General features: G+C 60.9%; 16 protein-coding genes. All 16 read left to right on the top strand.

Annotated features, from left to right (window positions below):
• The first annotated feature begins 25 nt into the window (after positions 1 to 25).
• Entirely contained in the window at positions 26 to 1,279 is a 1,254-nt protein-coding gene (locus ACHWUQ_RS14050) for an NADH-quinone oxidoreductase subunit D (RefSeq protein WP_239811290.1), read from the top strand.
• A complete protein-coding gene (nuoE, locus tag ACHWUQ_RS14045) occupies positions 1,276 to 1,767 on the top strand; it encodes an NADH-quinone oxidoreductase subunit NuoE (RefSeq protein ID WP_230771676.1) in 492 nt (163 codons plus the stop codon). Before ACHWUQ_RS14050 ends, nuoE begins: the two co-directional genes overlap by 4 nt.
• Positions 1,764 to 3,119 (top strand): NADH-quinone oxidoreductase subunit NuoF, encoded by a 1,356-nt coding sequence (gene nuoF, locus ACHWUQ_RS14040; protein WP_239811291.1) that lies wholly within the window; start codon positions 1,764 to 1,766, stop codon positions 3,117 to 3,119. Before nuoE ends, nuoF begins: the two co-directional genes overlap by 4 nt.
• 14 nt (positions 3,120 to 3,133) lie before the next feature.
• Entirely contained in the window at positions 3,134 to 5,248 is a 2,115-nt protein-coding gene (gene nuoG / locus ACHWUQ_RS14035; protein WP_239811292.1) for an NADH-quinone oxidoreductase subunit NuoG, read from the top strand.
• The gene (nuoH, locus tag ACHWUQ_RS14030) at positions 5,245 to 6,321 is read left to right on the top strand and encodes an NADH-quinone oxidoreductase subunit NuoH (RefSeq protein ID WP_239811293.1); all 1,077 of its coding nucleotides are present in this window, start codon (positions 5,245 to 5,247) and stop codon (positions 6,319 to 6,321) included. Before nuoG ends, nuoH begins: the two co-directional genes overlap by 4 nt.
• Before the next feature lie 15 nt (positions 6,322 to 6,336).
• Complete coding sequence (gene nuoI / locus ACHWUQ_RS14025; RefSeq protein ID WP_021028565.1) at positions 6,337 to 6,849, top strand: NADH-quinone oxidoreductase subunit NuoI; 513 nt, start codon at positions 6,337 to 6,339, stop codon at positions 6,847 to 6,849.
• A 35-nt stretch (positions 6,850 to 6,884) separates the two neighbouring features.
• Complete coding sequence (locus ACHWUQ_RS14020; RefSeq protein ID WP_239811294.1) at positions 6,885 to 7,550, top strand: NADH-quinone oxidoreductase subunit J; 666 nt, start codon at positions 6,885 to 6,887, stop codon at positions 7,548 to 7,550.
• Positions 7,547 to 7,855, top strand: a complete 309-nt coding sequence (nuoK, locus tag ACHWUQ_RS14015; RefSeq protein ID WP_021028567.1) for an NADH-quinone oxidoreductase subunit NuoK — start codon at positions 7,547 to 7,549, stop codon at positions 7,853 to 7,855. The genes ACHWUQ_RS14020 and nuoK overlap by 4 nt, the downstream gene beginning before the upstream one ends.
• A gap of 28 nt (positions 7,856 to 7,883) precedes the next feature.
• Positions 7,884 to 9,911, top strand: coding sequence for an NADH-quinone oxidoreductase subunit L (gene nuoL / locus ACHWUQ_RS14010; protein ID WP_394681510.1), 2,028 nt, complete (start codon positions 7,884 to 7,886; stop codon positions 9,909 to 9,911).
• Positions 9,912 to 9,923: 12 nt separating this feature from the next.
• Positions 9,924 to 11,393, top strand: a complete 1,470-nt coding sequence (locus ACHWUQ_RS14005; protein ID WP_239811296.1) for an NADH-quinone oxidoreductase subunit M — start codon at positions 9,924 to 9,926, stop codon at positions 11,391 to 11,393.
• Between the two features lie 27 nt (positions 11,394 to 11,420).
• Positions 11,421 to 12,914, top strand: coding sequence for an NADH-quinone oxidoreductase subunit NuoN (gene nuoN, locus ACHWUQ_RS14000; RefSeq protein ID WP_239811297.1), 1,494 nt, complete (start codon positions 11,421 to 11,423; stop codon positions 12,912 to 12,914).
• 31 nt (positions 12,915 to 12,945) lie between these two features.
• On the top strand, positions 12,946 to 13,272 hold the full coding sequence (locus tag ACHWUQ_RS13995; RefSeq protein WP_312409867.1) for a DUF2818 family protein: 327 nt from the start codon (positions 12,946 to 12,948) through the stop codon (positions 13,270 to 13,272).
• Between the two features lie 4 nt (positions 13,273 to 13,276).
• Positions 13,277 to 13,792, top strand: coding sequence for a DUF1178 family protein (locus ACHWUQ_RS13990; protein WP_394681509.1), 516 nt, complete (start codon positions 13,277 to 13,279; stop codon positions 13,790 to 13,792).
• A gap of 329 nt (positions 13,793 to 14,121) precedes the next feature.
• Positions 14,122 to 14,892: an ABC transporter ATP-binding protein gene (locus ACHWUQ_RS13985; RefSeq protein WP_021028573.1), complete on the top strand. Its 771-nt coding sequence runs from the start codon at positions 14,122 to 14,124 to the stop codon at positions 14,890 to 14,892.
• A gap of 1 nt (position 14,893) precedes the next feature.
• Entirely contained in the window at positions 14,894 to 15,616 is a 723-nt protein-coding gene (locus tag ACHWUQ_RS13980; RefSeq protein WP_394681508.1) for an ABC transporter ATP-binding protein, read from the top strand.
• 76 nt (positions 15,617 to 15,692) lie between these two features.
• The gene (locus tag ACHWUQ_RS13975) at positions 15,693 to 16,889 is read left to right on the top strand and encodes an ABC transporter substrate-binding protein (RefSeq protein WP_230771658.1); all 1,197 of its coding nucleotides are present in this window, start codon (positions 15,693 to 15,695) and stop codon (positions 16,887 to 16,889) included.
• Positions 16,890 to 16,939 lie beyond the last annotated feature (50 nt).

Here is a 16,939-nt window from a genome sequence, read left to right as displayed (position 1 = left end):
CGCTCTGACCTCACGATGAAGAACCATGGCTGAAATCAAAAACTACACACTCAACTTCGGTCCCCAGCATCCTGCAGCACACGGCGTGCTGCGTTTGGTGCTGGAGCTCGATGGCGAAGTGGTGCAACGTGCAGACCCGCATATCGGCCTGCTGCACCGCGCCACCGAGAAGCTGGCGGAGAGCAAGACCTTCATCCAGTCGCTGCCCTATATGGATCGGCTGGACTACTGCTCGATGATGAGCAACGAGCACGCCTACTGCCTGGCTATCGAAAAGCTGCTGGGCCTGGAAGTGCCGATCCGCGCGCAATACATCCGTGTGATGTATTCGGAGATCACCCGCATCATGAACCACCTGATGTGGCTGGGCTCGTCGGGCAATGACGGCGGCAGCTCGACCATTCTGATCTACAGCTTCCGCGAGCGTGAAGACCTGATGGACATGTACGAAGCCGTCTCCGGCGCGCGCATGCACGCGGCGTACTTCCGTCCTGGCGGCGTGTACCGCGACCTGCCCGAAACCATGCCGCAGTACAAGGCCAGCAAGGTGCGCAATGCCAAGGCCATCGAGCAGATGAATCGCAACCGCCAAGGTTCGCTCATCGACTTCATCGATGACTTCACCGCACGCTTCCCCAAGTGCGTGGACGAATACGAAACCCTGCTGACGGACAACCGCATCTGGAAGCAGCGCAACGTGGGTATCGGCGTGGTCGATATCGACCGTGCGATGAACCTGGGCCTGACGGGCCCGATGCTGCGCGGCTCCGGTCTGGCCTGGGACATGCGCAAGTCGCAGCCCTACGAAGTCTATGACCGCATGGATTTCGACATTCCCGTGGGCAAGACCGGCGATTGCTATGACCGCTACCTGGTGCGCATTGCCGAGATGCGCCAGTCCAACCGCATCATCAAGCAATGCGTGGACTGGCTGCGTGCCAACCCCGGTCCTGTCATCACCGACAACCACAAGGTGGCACCTCCCGATCGCGAAGCCATGAAGTCCAACATGGAAGAGCTGATCCACCACTTCAAGCTGTTCACCGAAGGCTTCAAAGTGCCCGAGGGCGAGGCTTACGCATCGGTGGAGCACCCCAAGGGCGAGTTCGGCATCTACCTGATCAGCGATGGTGCCAACAAGCCGTACCGCCTGAAGATTCGTCCACCAGGTTTTGTGCATCTCTCGGCGCTCGATGAAATGAGCCGTGGCCACATGCTGGCCGATGCCGTGATGGTGCTGAGCACCTTGGACATCGTGTTTGGAGACGTTGACCGATGATTACCGAAGCAACAAAAGCACGCTTTGCCCGCGAAGTTGCCAAGTATCCGGCAGAGCAGAAGCAGTCGGCCGTGATGGCTTGCCTGTCTATCGTGCAGCAGGAGCAGGGCTGGGTGAGCCAGGAGAGCGAGGCGGTGATCGCCGAGTACCTGGAGATGCCCGAGATCGCCGTGCATGAAGTGACCACCTTCTACAACATGTACAACCAGCATCCGGTGGGCAAGTACAAGTTGAGCGTGTGCACCAACCTGCCTTGCCAGCTGCGCCGTGGCCGCGAGGCGCTCAAGCACCTGGAAGACAAGCTGGGCATCAAGATGGGTGATACCACCGCCGATGGCGTGTTCACCATCGAGCAATCGGAATGCCTGGGTGCCTGCGCCGATGCACCTGTGCTGCTGGTCAATGACCGCCACATGTGCAGCTTCATGGACAACGAAAAGCTGGACCAACTGGTGACCGGCTTGCGCGCAGCGGAGGACACCAAGTGACTACAGCCGCTCAAATTCTGTCGCAGTTCCAGGCCACCGGCGTGGAAACCTGCTTCCACGACCGCCACATCGAGCCCCAGATCTATGCAGGTCTGGATGGCACGAACTGGTCGATCAAGGACTACGAGGCTCGCGGTGGCTACCAGGCCCTGCGCAAGCTGCTGGGCAAGGACGGTGGCGAGGGTCTGACCCAGGACCAGGTCATTGCCACGATGAAGGAATCGGGCCTGCGCGGCCGTGGCGGCGCCGGCTTCCCCACCGGTCTGAAGTGGAGCTTCATGCCCCGCAACTTCCCCGGCCAAAAGCACCTGGTGTGCAATTCGGACGAGGGCGAGCCTGGCACCTGCAAGGACCGCGACATCCTGATGTTCAACCCGCACATCGTGATCGAAGGCATGGCCATCGCCGCATATGCGATGGGCATCTCGCTGGGTTACAACTACATCCACGGCGAAATCTTCCAGGTCTACGAACGCTTCGAGGCAGCGCTGGAAGAGGCGCGTGCTGCGGGCTACCTGGGTGACAACATCATGGGCAGCAACTTCAGCTTCCAGCTGCATGCCCACCATGGTTTTGGCGCCTACATCTGCGGCGAGGAAACCGCCTTGCTCGAATCGCTCGAAGGCAAGAAGGGCCAGCCCCGCTTCAAGCCGCCATTCCCGGCCAGCTTTGGTCTGTATGGCAAGCCCACGACGATCAATAACACCGAAACCTTTGCGGCCGTTCCCTGGATCATCCGCAACGGTGGCCAGGCATATCTGGAATGCGGCAAGCCCAACAACGGCGGCACCAAGATCTTCTCGGTCAGCGGTGATGTGAACAAGCCCGGCAACTACGAAGTGCCGATGGGTACGCCGTTCTCCACGTTGCTGGAGCTGGCGGGCGGTGTGCGCACCGGCCGCAAGCTCAAGGCCGTGATCCCTGGCGGATCGTCGGCCCCTGTGCTGCCTGCCGACATCATGATGGCCTGCACGATGGACTATGACTCCATCTCCAAGGCCGGCTCGATGCTGGGCTCGGGTGCCGTCATCGTGATGGACGACTCGCGCGACATGGTCGAGAGCCTGCTGCGCCTGTCCTACTTCTACCAGCACGAGTCCTGCGGACAGTGCACCCCTTGCCGCGAAGGCACGGGCTGGCTGTGGCGCATGGTTGACCGCATCCAGCACGGCCATGGCCGCGCCGAGGATCTGGACAAGCTGGACTCGGTAGCCGGCAACATCATGGGGCGCACGATTTGCGCATTGGGCGATGCGGCAGCGATGCCGGTGCGCGCGATGATCAAGCATTTCCGCCATGAATTCGAAGCAAAGATCAACGCTGCTGAAAAGCAGACCGCTGCTTCATCCTGATCGCGAGTGAGCATATGGTTGAAATTGAAATAGACGGTCAGAAGGTCGAGGTCGCGGAAGGCAGCATGGTCATGCACGCGGCCGATGCGGCGGGCAAGTACATCCCTCACTTCTGCTACCACAAGAAACTGTCGATCGCGGCGAACTGCCGTATGTGCCTGGTGGATGTCGAGAAGGCGCCCAAGGCGATGCCCGCCTGCGCCACGCCGGTGACCCAAGGCATGATTGTGCGCACCACCTCGGACAAGGCGGTCAAGGCCCAGCAATCGGTGATGGAGTTCCTGCTCATCAACCACCCGCTGGATTGCCCGATCTGCGACCAGGGCGGTGAATGCCAGTTGCAGGACCTGGCTGTGGGCTACGGTGCCAGCAGCTCGCGCTACGAAGAAGAAAAGCGCGTAGTCTTCCACAAGAACGTGGGCCCGCTGATCTCGATGGAAGAGATGAGCCGTTGCATCCACTGCACCCGTTGCGTGCGCTTCGGTCAAGAAGTCTCGGGCATCATGGAGCTGGGCATGGTCAACCGCGGCGAGCACGCCGAAATCACCACGGTCGTGGGCGATACGGTGGACTCGGAACTGTCGGGCAACATGATCGACATCTGCCCCGTGGGCGCATTGACAAGCAAGCCTTTCCGCTACAGCGCCCGCACCTGGGAGCTGTCGCGCCGCAAGTCGGTCTCGCCGCATGACTCCACCGGTGCCAACTTGATCGTTCAGGTCAAGAACAACAAGGTGATGCGCGTTGTGCCTTTCGAGAACGAGGCTGTCAACGAATGCTGGATTGCCGACCGCGACCGCTTCTCCTACGAAGCGCTCAACGGCGAAGAGCGCCTGACCGCGCCGATGATCAAGCAAGGCGGCCAGTGGCTCGAAGTGAGCTGGCAAGCTGCGCTGGAATACGTGGCCAATGGCATCAAGAGCGTGCAACGCGACCACGGCGCCAGCGCCGTCGGTGCGCTGGTCAGCCCGCACAGCACCCTTGAGGAGCTGTTCCTGGCTGGCGAACTGGTGCGCTCGCTGGGCAGCCAGAACGTGGACTACCGCCTGCGCAATGCCGATTTTGCCAAGGCAGAAGGTGTGCGCTGGCTGGGCCGCTCGATCGCCTCGCTGTCGGACCTGAACACCGCTTTGATCGTCGGCTCGAACGTGCGCAAGGAGCATCCGCTGTTTGCCCAGCGTATCCGCCAGGCCGCCCGCAAGGGCGCGGTGGTGACGGCCATCCAGTCCAAGGCGTTTGATCTGGCGATTCCGCTGGCCCACCAGCTGATCGCACCTGCTGCGCAGTGGGCCTATACGCTGTCCTCCGTGGCAGCGGCCATCGCCCAGTCCAAGGGTGTGGAAGCGCCCAACAATGCCGGTACGGTGACGCCTGAGTCCATCGAGATTGCCCGCGCGCTGCAAAACGGCGAGCAAAAGGCGATCCTGCTGGGCAATGCCGTGGCGCACCATGCACAAGCGAGCACCTTGCTGTCGATCGCCAACTGGATTGGCGCGCAGACCGGTGCGACCGTGGGCTTCCTGACCGAAGCGGCCAACACCGTGGGCGCGCAATGGGTGGGCGCTGTGCCCCAGGCCCATGGCATGCACGCTGGCGAGATGCTCGCCGGTGGCGTCAAGGCTGCCATCTTGCTCAACTGCGAACCCGCATTCGACACGGCCGCTGGCAGCCAGGCGCTGCAAGGCTGCGAGATGGTGGTGAGCCTGAGCCCGTTCAAGGCCAACATGGACATCGCCGATGTGCTGCTGCCGATCGCGCCGTTCACCGAGACCTCGGGCTCGTTCGTGAATGCCGAAGGCCGTGTGCAGAGCTTCCACGCCGTGGTCAAGCCACTGGGCGATACCCGTCCGGGCTGGAAGGTGCTGCGCGTGCTGGGCAACCTGCTGGATGTGCCAGGCATGGCCTTTGACTCCTCGCAGGATGTGCTGGCCGTGGCCACGGGCTCGCAAGGCCAGGTGCCTGCCGAGCTGCTGTCCAACAGCACCAAGACCAACATGGCTGTGTCGGCGCCTGCAAGCCAGGAGCCGGTGGTGGCCAGCATCTACCAACTCGATGGCATCGTGCGTCGCGCGCCTTCGTTGCAAATGACGGCGGATGCCCGCCAATCCTCGGAGGTGGTTGCAGCATGATCGACGCAATCTACAACGGCGGTCTGACCCTGATCGCAGCCGACTGGTGGGCGACCCTGGTCTGGCCGGTGATCTGGAACCTGATCAAGATCCTGTGCATCGTTCTGCCTCTGATGGGCGCGGTGGCTTACCTGACCCTGTGGGAGCGCAAGCTCCTGGGCTTCATGCAAGTGCGTTACGGCCCCAACCGGGTCGGCCCCTTCGGTCTGCTCCAGCCTCTGGCCGACGGCCTCAAGCTGATGACCAAGGAAATCATCACGCCGACGGCGGCGAGCTCGGGCCTCTACCGCCTGGGCCCGATCATGGCCATCATGCCTGCGCTGGCAGCCTGGGTGGTCATCCCCTTCGGCCCCGATGTGGCGCTGGCAAACGTGAACGTCGGCCTGCTGCTGGTGATGGCCATCACGTCGATCGAAGTCTATGGTGTGATCATCGCCGGCTGGGCATCGAACTCCAAGTACGCCTTCCTGGGCGCGCTGCGCGCATCGGCCCAGATGGTGAGCTATGAAATCGCGATGGGCTTCTGCTTCCTGGTGGTGATCATGGTCACCGGCAGCATGAACCTGACCGAGATCGTGCTGGCCCAGGGCAAGGGCATGATGGCATCGTCGGGTGCCAGCATCCTGTCGTGGAACTGGCTGCCACTGCTGCCGATGTTCATCGTCTACCTGATCTCTGCCGTGGCCGAGACCAACCGCCACCCCTTCGACGTCGTCGAAGGCGAAGCGGAAATCGTGGCCGGTCACATGGTGGAGTATTCGGGCATGGGCTTTGCCGTGTTCTTCCTGGCCGAGTACGCGAGCATGTGGCTGGTGTCCATCCTGGCCGTGATCATGTTCATGGGCGGCTGGTTGCCACCATTCGATTTCCTGTCCTTCATCCCGGGCTGGATCTGGCTGGCAGCCAAGACCTTCCTGGTGGTGTCGATGTTCATCTGGATTCGCGCTACTTTCCCACGTTTCCGCTATGACCAGATCATGCGTCTGGGCTGGAAGATCTTCATCCCCGTGACTCTGGTGTACCTGGTCTTTGTCGGCGGCTGGCTGCTGTCGCCATGGAACATCTGGAAATAAGCGGAGGAATACAACATGACTACTGCAGTTTCTCCCCGCTCTTTCTCGGTGAAGGATTTCTTCAAGAGCTTCATGCTCTGGGAATTGATGAAGGGCATGGCCCTGACCGGCCGCTACACGTTTGCGCGCAAGATCACGGTCCAGTTCCCCGAAGAGAAGACACCGCTGTCGCCCCGTTTCCGTGGCCTGCACGCGCTGCGCCGCTACGAAAACGGCGAAGAGCGTTGCATTGCCTGCAAGCTCTGCGAAGCCGTCTGCCCCGCCATGGCGATCACGATCGAGTCCGATGTGCGTGATGACGGCTCGCGCCGCACCACCCGTTACGACATCGATCTGACCAAGTGCATTTTCTGTGGCTTCTGTGAAGAAAGCTGCCCGGTTGATTCCATCGTGGAAACCCAGATTCTGGAATACCACGGGGAAAAGCGCGGCGACCTGTACTTCACCAAGGAAATGCTGCTGGCCGTGGGCGACCGTTACGAACCTGAAATTGCTGCAGCCAAGGCTGCGGACGCAAAGTACCGCTAACGCGGCACTTGGAGACTGATCGAAAAGAGCCCCACATGGATGTCACAACTGGTTTTTTCTATCTGTTCTCGGTAGTGCTGCTGTATGCGGCATTCCGAGTGGTTACTGCTCCAAATCCGGTGCACGCAGTGCTGCACCTGATGTTGGCGTTTTCTCAGGCAGCCGGTATCTGGTTGCTGCTCAAGGCTGAGTTCCTGGCCATCGTGCTGGTGATGGTCTACCTGGGCGCCGTGATGGTGCTGTTCCTCTTCGTGGTGATGATGCTGGATATCCGCATCGACCAGCTGCGCAAGAGCTTCTGGAAGAACTTCCCGCTCGCTGCGGTGATTTTTGCCATCGTTGCATTCGAGATGGGTGTCGTTCTGATCGGCGGCTTCAGCGCCATCGATGCGCCCAAGGCCATCCCGGCGGTGGTGGATGCGGCCGGTAAGGTAGTGCCCTACAGCAACGTCAAGGCGCTGGGCACCATGCTCTACACCGAGTATCTGTTCCCTGTGCAAGTGGCTGCGGTCATCTTGCTGGTGGCGATGATTGCCGCGATTGCCCTGACCCTGCGCCAGCGCAAGGATTCCAAGGCCATCGATGCATCCCTGCAAGTGCGCGTGCGTGCTTCGGATCGCCTGCAATTGGTCAAAGTCGAGGCCAGCAAGCCCCCCGCACCTGTGGTGCCACCGGCTGCTGCTGAGGAGAAGAAGGTATGACGCTCACTCTGGGTCATTTTCTGACGTTGGGCGCGATGCTGTTCGCCCTGTCCGTGGTCGGGATCTTCTTGAACCGCCGCAATCTGATTGTGCTGCTGATGGCCATCGAGTTGATGCTGCTGGCAGTGAACACGAACTTTGTCGCGTTCTCCCATTACCTGGGAGACATGCACGGCCAGATTTTCGTGTTCTTCATCCTGACCGTCGCTGCGGCAGAGTCGGCCATTGGTCTGGCAATCCTGGTGTTGCTGTTCCGTAACAAGTCCACCATCGATGCGGAAGATCTCAACTCCCTGAAGGGTTGAGGGACCAATACTTGCAAGGTTAAGAAGAATGAGTCAAACCCTTTCTGCTTCAACACTGTTGGCGGTGCCTCTGGCGCCCCTGGCAGGATCTTTGCTGGCAGGCATTTTCGGTACCGCCCTGGGCGGCAACCGCATCGGCCGCGTTGGCAGCCGCACGCTCACCATCCTGGGTGTGTTCATTGCCTTCGTCATCTCTGCGATGACGTTCCAGAGCGTGGTGTTTGAAGGCGCGACCTTCAACCAGACGCTCTACACCTGGATGACCGTCGGGTCGCTGAAGATGGAGATCGGTTTCATGATCGACTCCATCACCGCGATGATGATGTGCGTGGTGACCTTCGTGTCGCTGATGGTGCACATCTACACCATCGGCTACATGGCGGAAGACGACGGCTATGACCGTTTCTTCTCGTACATCTCGCTGTTCACCTTCTCGATGCTGATGCTGGTGATGAGCAACAACCTGCTGCAGCTGTTCTTCGGCTGGGAAGCGGTGGGCCTGGTGTCGTACCTGCTGATCGGTTTCTACTTCAAGAAGGAAACCGCGATCTTCGCCAACATGAAGGCCTTCGTGGTCAACCGTGTCGGTGACTTCGGCTTCATCCTGGGTATCGGCCTGATCGCCGCTTACACCGGCACCTTGAACTACACCGAAATCTTCGCCAAGACCCAGGAGCTGAGCGGCATGACCCTGCCAGGCTCGACCTGGTCGCTGATGACGGTGATCTGCATCTGCCTGTTCATCGGTGCGATGGGCAAGTCGGCCCAGTTCCCGCTGCACGCCTGGCTGCCCGATTCGATGGAAGGTCCTACCCCCATCTCGGCACTGATCCACGCGGCTACCATGGTGACCGCCGGTATCTTCATGGTCTCACGCATGTCGCCGCTCTATGAGCTGTCCGACGCAGCGCTGAACTTCATCCTCGTGATTGGCTCGATCACCGCGCTGTTCATGGGTATCCTGGGCATCATCCAGAACGACATCAAGCGCGTGATCGCGTACTCCACGTTGTCGCAGCTCGGTTACATGACCATCGCGCTGGGCGTGTCGGCCTACTCGGTGTCGGTGTTCCACCTGATGACGCACGCGTTCTTCAAGGCGCTGCTGTTTCTCGGCGCGGGCTCGGTCATCATGGGCATGCACCACAACCAGGACATCCGCTGGATGGGTGGCGTGCGCAAGTACATGCCCATCACCTGGATCACCTTCCTGCTGGGCAACCTGGCGCTGATCGGTACGCCGTTCTTCTCGGGCTTCTACTCGAAGGATGCGATCATCGAAGCGGTGCACGCCTCGAACCTGCCTGCCGCCGGCTTTGCCAACTTTGCCGTGCTGGCGGGTGTGTTCATCACCGCGTTCTACTCGTTCCGCCTGTACTTCATCGTGTTCCACGGTAAAGAGCGCTACGACCAGAACCACGACGACCACCATGCTCACGACGACCACCACGGCCATGGCCACGATGCCAAGCCGCATGAGTCGCCATGGGTGGTGACCCTGCCGCTGGTGCTGCTGGCCATTCCTTCGGTGGTGATCGGTGCGATTGCGCTGATGCCGATGCTGTTCGGTGACTTCTTCAAGGGCGTCATCTATGTCGATGGCAGCAAGCACGGCGCGATGGCCGAGCTGGCCGAGAAGATCCACGGCTGGATTCCGATGGCACTGCACGGCTTCACCGCTGCGCCGTTCTGGCTGGCCCTGGCCGGCGTGGTGACCTCCTACGTGTTCTACATGCTCAAGCCCGAAATTCCTGCTGCGATCAAGCGCGTCAGCGAAAAGGTCGGCCTGTACCAGGTGCTGGAGGGCAAGTACGGTGTGGATTGGGTCTATGAAAACATCTTCGCCCGCGGCTCGCGCGTGCTGGGCAGCCTGTTCTGGAAGGTGGGCGACCAAGGCCTGATCGACGGTCTGATCGTCAATGGTTCCTGGAAGGTGGTTGGCCGCATCTCCGCGCTGGTGCGCTGGCTGCAGACGGGTTATGTGTACCACTACGCATTGGTCATGATTCTGGGTATCTTCCTGGCCATGACGTACTTCGTGCTGCTCAACAAGTAAGGAAGAAGAAAAATGGGATTGTTGAGTCTTGCAATTTGGACGCCCATCGTCTTTGGTACGGTTCTGCTGGCCTTTGGCAAGCAGGAGCAAGCCAAGATGGTGCGCTGGATCGCACTGGTCGGTGCGCTGATAGGCCTCCTGGTCACCTTGCCGCTGTACACCGGCTTCCAGCTGGGTACGTCGGCGATGCAGTTCGTCGAGAAGGCGTCCTGGATTCCACGCTTCGGTATCAACTACTACCTGGGTGTCGATGGCATCTCCTTCTGGTTCGTGCCGCTGACCGCCTTCATCACGGTGATCGTGGTGCTGGCTTCCTGGGAGTCGATCACCGAGCGCGTGAACCAGTACATGGGCGCGTTCCTGATCCTGTCGGGTCTGATGATCGGCGTGTTCTCCGCACTGGACGGCCTGCTGTTCTACGTGTTCTTTGAAGCAACCCTGATTCCGATGTACCTGATCATCGGTATCTGGGGTGGCCCGAACCGCATCTACGCAGCGTTCAAGTTCTTCCTGTACACGCTGATGGGTTCGCTGCTGACCTTGATCGCGCTGCTGTACCTGTACAGCAAGTCGGGCAGCTTCGAGATTCTGGCCTGGCACCAGCTGCCGCTGACGATGACCGAGCAGACCTTGATCTTCTTTGCCTTCTTCGCTGCGTTTGCCGTGAAGGTGCCGATGTTCCCGGTCCACACCTGGCTGCCTGACGTGCACGTCGAAGCGCCTACCGGTGGCTCTGCGGTGCTGGCCGCGATCATGCTGAAGCTGGGTGCCTATGGTTTCCTGCGTTTCTCGATGCCGATCGCTCCCGATGCGTCGCATGAATGGGCCTGGCTCATCATCGCGCTGTCGCTGATCGCCGTGATCTATGTGGGTCTGGTGGCGATTGTGCAGAAGGACATGAAGAAGCTGGTGGCTTACTCGTCCGTCGCACACATGGGCTTTGTGACCCTGGGCTTCTTCATCTTCAATGACATCGGTGTCATGGGTGGCCTGGTGCAGATGATTGCCCACGGCTTCGTCTCGGGCGCGATGTTCCTGTGCATCGGCGTGCTGTATGACCGCGTGCATTCGCGTGACATCGCCGCCTACGGCGGTGTGGTCAACACCATGCCCAAGTTTGCTGCCTTTGCACTGCTGTTTGCGATGGCCAACTGCGGCCTGCCAGGCACCGCCGGTTTCATCGGCGAGTGGATGGTGATCCTGGGCGCCACGAAGTTCAACTTCTGGATTGGTGTGCTGTCGGCCACCGCGCTGATTCTGGGTGCGGCCTACACGCTGTGGATGTACAAGCGCGTGTACTTCGGCCCCGTGACCAATGACCATGTGCGTGAGCTCAAGGACATCGGTTGCCGCGAATTCCTAATCCTGGGCATCTTGGCTGCTGCCGTGCTGATCATGGGTGTCTACCCCGCACCGTTCACCGATGTGATGGGTGCCTCGGTGGCCGACCTGCTCAAGCATGTCGCTGCGTCCAAGCTGTGATGGTCGGACAGAATTGAGAGACTTGAGATGATTGATAACATCAGCTGGCTGGCTATCTATCCTGAAATCGTGCTGTTGGTGATGGCTTGCGTCATCACCCTCGTGGACCTGGGCGTCAAGAGCGCAGGGCGCACGCTCACCTACATTCTGTCGCTGCTGACCCTGGTGGTCGTGGCGGTGATCACCGGTATCTACGCCAGCAATGGCAATACCTTCTACGCCTTCGGCAACATGGTCGTCTCCGACGCCATGGGCAACTGGCTCAAGTGCGCGGCGGCTATCGCCATGGCCGTCACCTTGGTGTATGGCCGTGGCTACTCGCGTGACCGTGGCATGCTCAAGGGCGGCGAGTACTTCATCCTGTCGCTGCTGGCACTGCTGGGCATGAACGTGATGATCGCGGGCAACAACTTTCTGATCATCTACCTGGGCCTGGAGCTGCTGACCCTGTCGAGCTACGCGCTGGTCTGCCTGCGCCGTGACAACACTGCTGCGGTGGAAGCGGGCATGAAGTACTTCGTGCTGGGCGCGATGGCGTCGGGTTTCCTGCTGTACGGTCTGTCGATGATCTACGGTGCCACTGGCTCGCTGGACATTGGTGAAGTGTTCAAGGCGGTCAACTCCGGCCTGATCCGCCACCAGGTGCTGGTGTTTGGTCTGGTGTTTGTGGTTGCGGGCCTCGCGTTCAAGCTGGGTGTGGTGCCTTTCCACATGTGGGTGCCTGACGTCTACCAGGGCGCACCAACCGCCATCACGATGATCGTCGGCGGCGCACCCAAGCTGGCAGCTTTCGCGATCGTGATCCGCCTGCTGGTCGACGGCCTGCTGCCGCTGGCCATCGACTGGCAACAGATGCTGGCCGTGCTGGCCATCCTGTCGCTGCTGATCGGTAACCTGGCCGCTATTGCACAGACCAATATCAAACGCATGCTGGCCTACTCGACCATTTCGCAAATGGGCTTTGTGCTGCTGGGTCTGATGTCTGGCGTGGTCAATGGCAATGTGGAAGCCGCAACGGCTGGCAACGCCTACAGCGCATCGATGTTCTACGTGGTGAGCTATGTGCTGACCACGTTGGCCACCTTCGGTGTGGTGCTGCTGCTGGCCCGCGAAGGCTTCGAGAGCGAGGAGATCGCTGACTTCGCCGGTCTGAACCAGCGCAGCCCGCTGTACGCCGGCGTGATGGCGATCTGCCTGTTCTCGATGGCTGGTATTCCTCCGCTGGTGGGCTTCTACTCGAAGCTGGCCGTGCTGCAAGCGCTGGTGGCATCGGGCAGTGGCCTGTACATTGCGCTGGCCGTGTTCGCAGTGGTCATGTCGCTGATCGGCGCCTTCTACTACCTGCGCGTGGTCAAGGTCATGTACTTCGACAAGCCCATCACTGCCGCCAAGGTGCATGCACCGCTGGACGTGCGTGCCGTGCTGGTCGTCAATGGCGCGCTGGTGCTGATCCTGGGTATCATGCCCGGCGGTCTGATGAAGCTGTGCTCTGACGCCGTGCTGCGCGCGCTCGCCAGCTAAACCGCCTGCCCTCCAACTCTGCAAAGCCCGCATGTCTATCACCGCATCCATTTGGCTGGTGATCGTGGCGGGCTTTGTTGCGGCCAATCTGCCGTTTCTGAACCAACGCATTCTGGCCGCTGGGCCGGTCTGCCAGGACGGTGGCAGCGTTGGCAAGGCGCTGTGGATTCGTCTGGTCGAGTTGGTGGTACTGTATTTCCTGGTCGGCGCTTTTGCGATGCTGCTCGAAGGCCGTGCCGGCCAGCGCAGCAGCCAGGGTTGGGAGTTCTATGCCGTCACCGGCACCTTGTTCCTGACCTTTGCTTTCCCCGGCTTTGCCTACCAGTACCTGCTGCGCAAGGTGAGCCGAGCGGGGTGAGCCTGTGAAGGTTTTCAACCTGCGCTGCCCGTTGGGCCATGTCTTTGAAGGCTGGTTTGCCTCCGATGCCGCATTGGAGCAGCAGCAGAGCCAAGGCTGGCTCAGTTGCCCAATGTGCAATTCGCGCGAGATCGTCAAAGGTCTGAGCGCCCCGCATCTGGCGCGCAAATCCAATTCCATCCCCGCAGCGGCGCCCGCTACGCCGGCCTCATCGGCCGCAGCCGCCGCACAGTCCGGCAGCGCGCCGGGCTCCACCCCGCCTTCCCAGGCTTCCCACCCGCTCAGTGATGCCCAGCGCCTGCAACAGGCCTGGCTGGAACTGTCGCGCCAGGTCATTGCCAATACCGACGATGTAGGCAGTGACTTTGCCGACCTGGCCCGGCAGATGCACGAGGGTGAGGTCGATGTCCGGCCCATCCGGGGCACCGCCACCCCGGAGGAGCAGCGTGCGCTGGCCGATGACGGCATCGATGTACTGCCGCTGCTGCTGCCCGAAGCCAGCAAGCACCGCCTGCAATAGGGCGCTTCTGTCGCCTTGGCAGCAGCCGGGTGGGCTTGCATGCTGCCGCACTGAGGATGCACAGCCCCTATCGATGGCTGAGGGCAGGGCGTCTGCATTGTCGTCCGTCTTTGATTCTGATGACAAAAAGACGGCCGCTTGTCCCTCAGGCGACTATCAAAAAGTGAGCGCATAAAGCCCACGGGTTAACGCGTACGCAGCCTCACCTACAGGCTTTCCCCAGTGTTGCATCGCAGTATTCTTTCCTAGTATTGGCAGCATCGAAGCGGCGTGCATTTCCAACCCGGAATAGGCGCCGCGCTTTTTTCCAGCGAAGCGGTGCGGTGCCCATGAGTGATGTCATTCTTCAAACCCGAGATCTCACCAAGGAGTTTCGGGGATTCACAGCAGTCAGCAATGTCAATCTGTCGGTGCAGCGGGGCTCGATCCATGCGCTGATCGGCCCCAATGGTGCCGGCAAGACGACATGCTTCAACCTGCTGACCAAGTTCCTGACGCCCACCAAGGGCATCATCCATTTCAACGGCACCGACATCACCAGCGAGGAGCCGGCGCAGATTGCCCGCCGTGGGGTGATCCGCTCGTTCCAGATCTCGGCGGTGTTCCCGCACCTGAGCCTGATGGAGAACGTGCGCATCGCCTTGCAGCGCAAGCTGGGCACGTCCTTCCACTTCTGGAGCAGCGAGCGCACGCTGGACAAGCTCAACGGCCGCGCGGTGGCCTTGCTCGAAGAAGTGGGCCTGGCCCATCTGGCCGACGAGATCACCCTGAACCTGCCCTACGGCCAAAAGCGTGCGCTGGAGATCGCGACCACGTTGGCGATGGAGCCCGAGCTGATGCTGCTTGACGAGCCCACCCAGGGCATGGGCCATGAGGACGTCGAGCGCGTCACCCAGCTGATCAAGAAGGTGTCGGCCGGCCGCACGATCTTGATGGTCGAACACAACATGAAGGTCATCTCGACGATTGCGGACCGCATCACGGTGCTGCAGCGCGGAGCCATCCTGGCCGAGGGCGACTACCAGACGGTGTCGCAGAACCCCCAGGTGATGGAAGCATATATGGGAACCACCGACGGCCAGCTGCAGGGAGCGCACTGACATGAACGAGAACAATGGAGTGCCAGCCCTGGAGATCAGCGATCTGCACGCCTGGTATGGCGAATCGCATGTGCTGCATGGCGTGAACATGCGTGTGATGCCGGGCGAGGTGGTGACCCTGCTGGGCCGCAATGGCGCAGGCCGCACCTCGACGATGCGCGCCGTCATGGGCCTGACGGGGTCGCGCAAGGGCTCGATCAAGATCAACGGCGTCGAGACCATCCAGATGCCTACGCACAAGATTGCGCATCTGGGCCTGGGTTACTGCCCGGAAGAGCGCGGCATCTTTGCCAGCCTCTCCTGCGAAGAAAACCTGATGCTGCCGCCGGACCTGAAAACCGGCTCGGCCGGCATGTCGGTCGAAGAGATCTACGAGATGTTCCCCAACCTGGCCGAGCGCCGCCACAGCCAGGGCACGCGCCTGTCGGGCGGCGAGCAGCAGATGCTGGCGGTGGCCCGCATCCTGCGCACCGGCGCCAAGCTGCTGCTGCTCGATGAAATCTCCGAGGGCCTGGCACCGGTCATCGTGCAGGCGCTGGCCCGCATGATCATAAGCCTGCGTACCAAGGGCTACACCGTGGTGATGGTCGAACAGAACTTCCGCTTTGCTGCGCCGCTGGCCGATCGCCTCTATGTGATGGAACACGGCCAGATCGTCGAACAGTTCAGTGCCGACGAGCTCGAAGGCAAGATGCCTTTGCTCAACACCTTGCTGGGGGTCTAGCCTCCCACTTTTTGCAACGCTGGCACAGCGCAGACTGCCGCCATGAATTGAGAACAGATATTTTTTAGGAGACAAGATGAAAGCAAAGCTCAAAGCCATTGCCCAAGTGGCATGTTTGGTCGCCCTGTCCGCAGGCGCTGCCCAGGCACAGGAGAAGGTGAAGATCGGCTTCATCACGGACATGTCCAGCCTCTACGCCGACGTGGAAGGCAAGAACGGCGCTGTCGCCATCCAGATGGCCATCGACGACTTCGGTGGCAAGGTGCTGGGCCAGCCTATCGAGATGGTCTCGGCCGACCACCAGAACAAGGCCGACATTGCCGCCTCCAAGGCGCGCGAGTGGATCGACACCGCCGGCGTGACGATGCTGTTTGGCGGCACCAACTCCGGCACGGCGCTGGCCGCTGCGAAGGTGGCCCAGGAGAAAAAGCGCGTCTACTTCAACAGCGGCGCAGGCTCGTCGGCGCTGACCAATGAGCAATGCAGCCCCTACACCGTGCACTACGCCTATGACACCGTGGCCCTGGCCAAGGGCACCGGCGGCGCCGTGGTGGACCGTGGTGGCAAGTCCTGGTTCTTCCTGACGGCCGACTACGCATTCGGCCACTCGCTGGAGGCAGATACCACGGCCGTCATCAAGGCCAAGGGCGGACAGGTCGTCGGCTCGGTGCGCCATCCGCTCAACGCTTCCGACTTTTCGTCCTTCCTGCTGCAGGCGCAAAGCTCCAAGGCCCAGATCCTGGGTCTGGCCAATGCCGGGGGCGACACCATCAATGCCATCAAGGCTGCACGTGAATTCGGCATCAACAAGAGCATGAAGACCGCTGGCTTGCTGGTCTTCCTGTCCGACATCCACAGCATGGGCCTGAAGAACACCGAAGGCCTGCTGCACACCACCAGCTGGTACTGGGACCTGAACGACGAGACACGCAAGTTCGCCGACAAGTTCTTTGCCAAGACCAAGCGCATGCCGACCGATCTGCATGCGGCGGACTACTCGGCCACGATGAACTACCTGAAGGCCGTTGAAGCCGTCAAGACCACCGATGCCGACAAGGTCATGGCGTACCTCAAGAGCACGCCACTGAACGATTTCTACGGCAAGGGTGTCATCCGTCCCGATGGCCGCTACGCGCACGACATGTACCTGGTCGAAGCCAAGTCGCCCGCCGAATCCAAGAAGCCCTGGGATTACCTGAAGGTCCTGTCCACCTTGCCTGCAGACCAGGTCTGGACGACCAAGGCCGAATCCAAGTGCGCGCTCTGGAAGTAAGCACCGCTCACACGTAACCTGCGTCCTTGCCGCCTGCTGCAGCACCCGTC

The sequence above is a fragment of the uncultured Comamonas sp. genome (assembly GCF_964277875.1).
GTDB classification, from domain to species: domain Bacteria; phylum Pseudomonadota; class Gammaproteobacteria; order Burkholderiales; family Burkholderiaceae_C; genus Comamonas; species Comamonas sediminis.
The sequence above is the reverse complement of the archived record's forward strand: the minus strand, read 5'-3'. Positions and strand labels throughout refer to the sequence as shown.

Bases quoted from the DNA above. Each gene is read 5' to 3' on its own strand.
- ACHWUQ_RS13985 (WP_021028573.1), top strand. From the start codon at position 14,122: ATGAGTGATGTCATTCTTCAAACCCGAGATCTCACCAAGGAGTTTCGG.
- ACHWUQ_RS13980 (WP_394681508.1), top strand. From the start codon at position 14,894: ATGAACGAGAACAATGGAGTGCCAGCCCTGGAGATCAGCGATCTGCAC.
- ACHWUQ_RS14050 (WP_239811290.1), top strand. From the start codon at position 26: ATGGCTGAAATCAAAAACTACACACTCAACTTCGGTCCCCAGCATCCT.
- ACHWUQ_RS14020 (WP_239811294.1), top strand. From the start codon at position 6,885: ATGGATGTCACAACTGGTTTTTTCTATCTGTTCTCGGTAGTGCTGCTG.
- nuoI (WP_021028565.1), top strand. From the start codon at position 6,337: ATGACTACTGCAGTTTCTCCCCGCTCTTTCTCGGTGAAGGATTTCTTC.
- ACHWUQ_RS13975 (WP_230771658.1), top strand. From the start codon at position 15,693: ATGAAAGCAAAGCTCAAAGCCATTGCCCAAGTGGCATGTTTGGTCGCC.
- ACHWUQ_RS13995 (WP_312409867.1), top strand. From the start codon at position 12,946: ATGTCTATCACCGCATCCATTTGGCTGGTGATCGTGGCGGGCTTTGTT.
- nuoL (WP_394681510.1), top strand. From the start codon at position 7,884: ATGAGTCAAACCCTTTCTGCTTCAACACTGTTGGCGGTGCCTCTGGCG.
- nuoG (WP_239811292.1), top strand. From the start codon at position 3,134: ATGGTTGAAATTGAAATAGACGGTCAGAAGGTCGAGGTCGCGGAAGGC.
- nuoK (WP_021028567.1), top strand. From the start codon at position 7,547: ATGACGCTCACTCTGGGTCATTTTCTGACGTTGGGCGCGATGCTGTTC.
- ACHWUQ_RS14005 (WP_239811296.1), top strand. From the start codon at position 9,924: ATGGGATTGTTGAGTCTTGCAATTTGGACGCCCATCGTCTTTGGTACG.
- nuoN (WP_239811297.1), top strand. From the start codon at position 11,421: ATGATTGATAACATCAGCTGGCTGGCTATCTATCCTGAAATCGTGCTG.
- nuoH (WP_239811293.1), top strand. From the start codon at position 5,245: ATGATCGACGCAATCTACAACGGCGGTCTGACCCTGATCGCAGCCGAC.
- nuoE (WP_230771676.1), top strand. From the start codon at position 1,276: ATGATTACCGAAGCAACAAAAGCACGCTTTGCCCGCGAAGTTGCCAAG.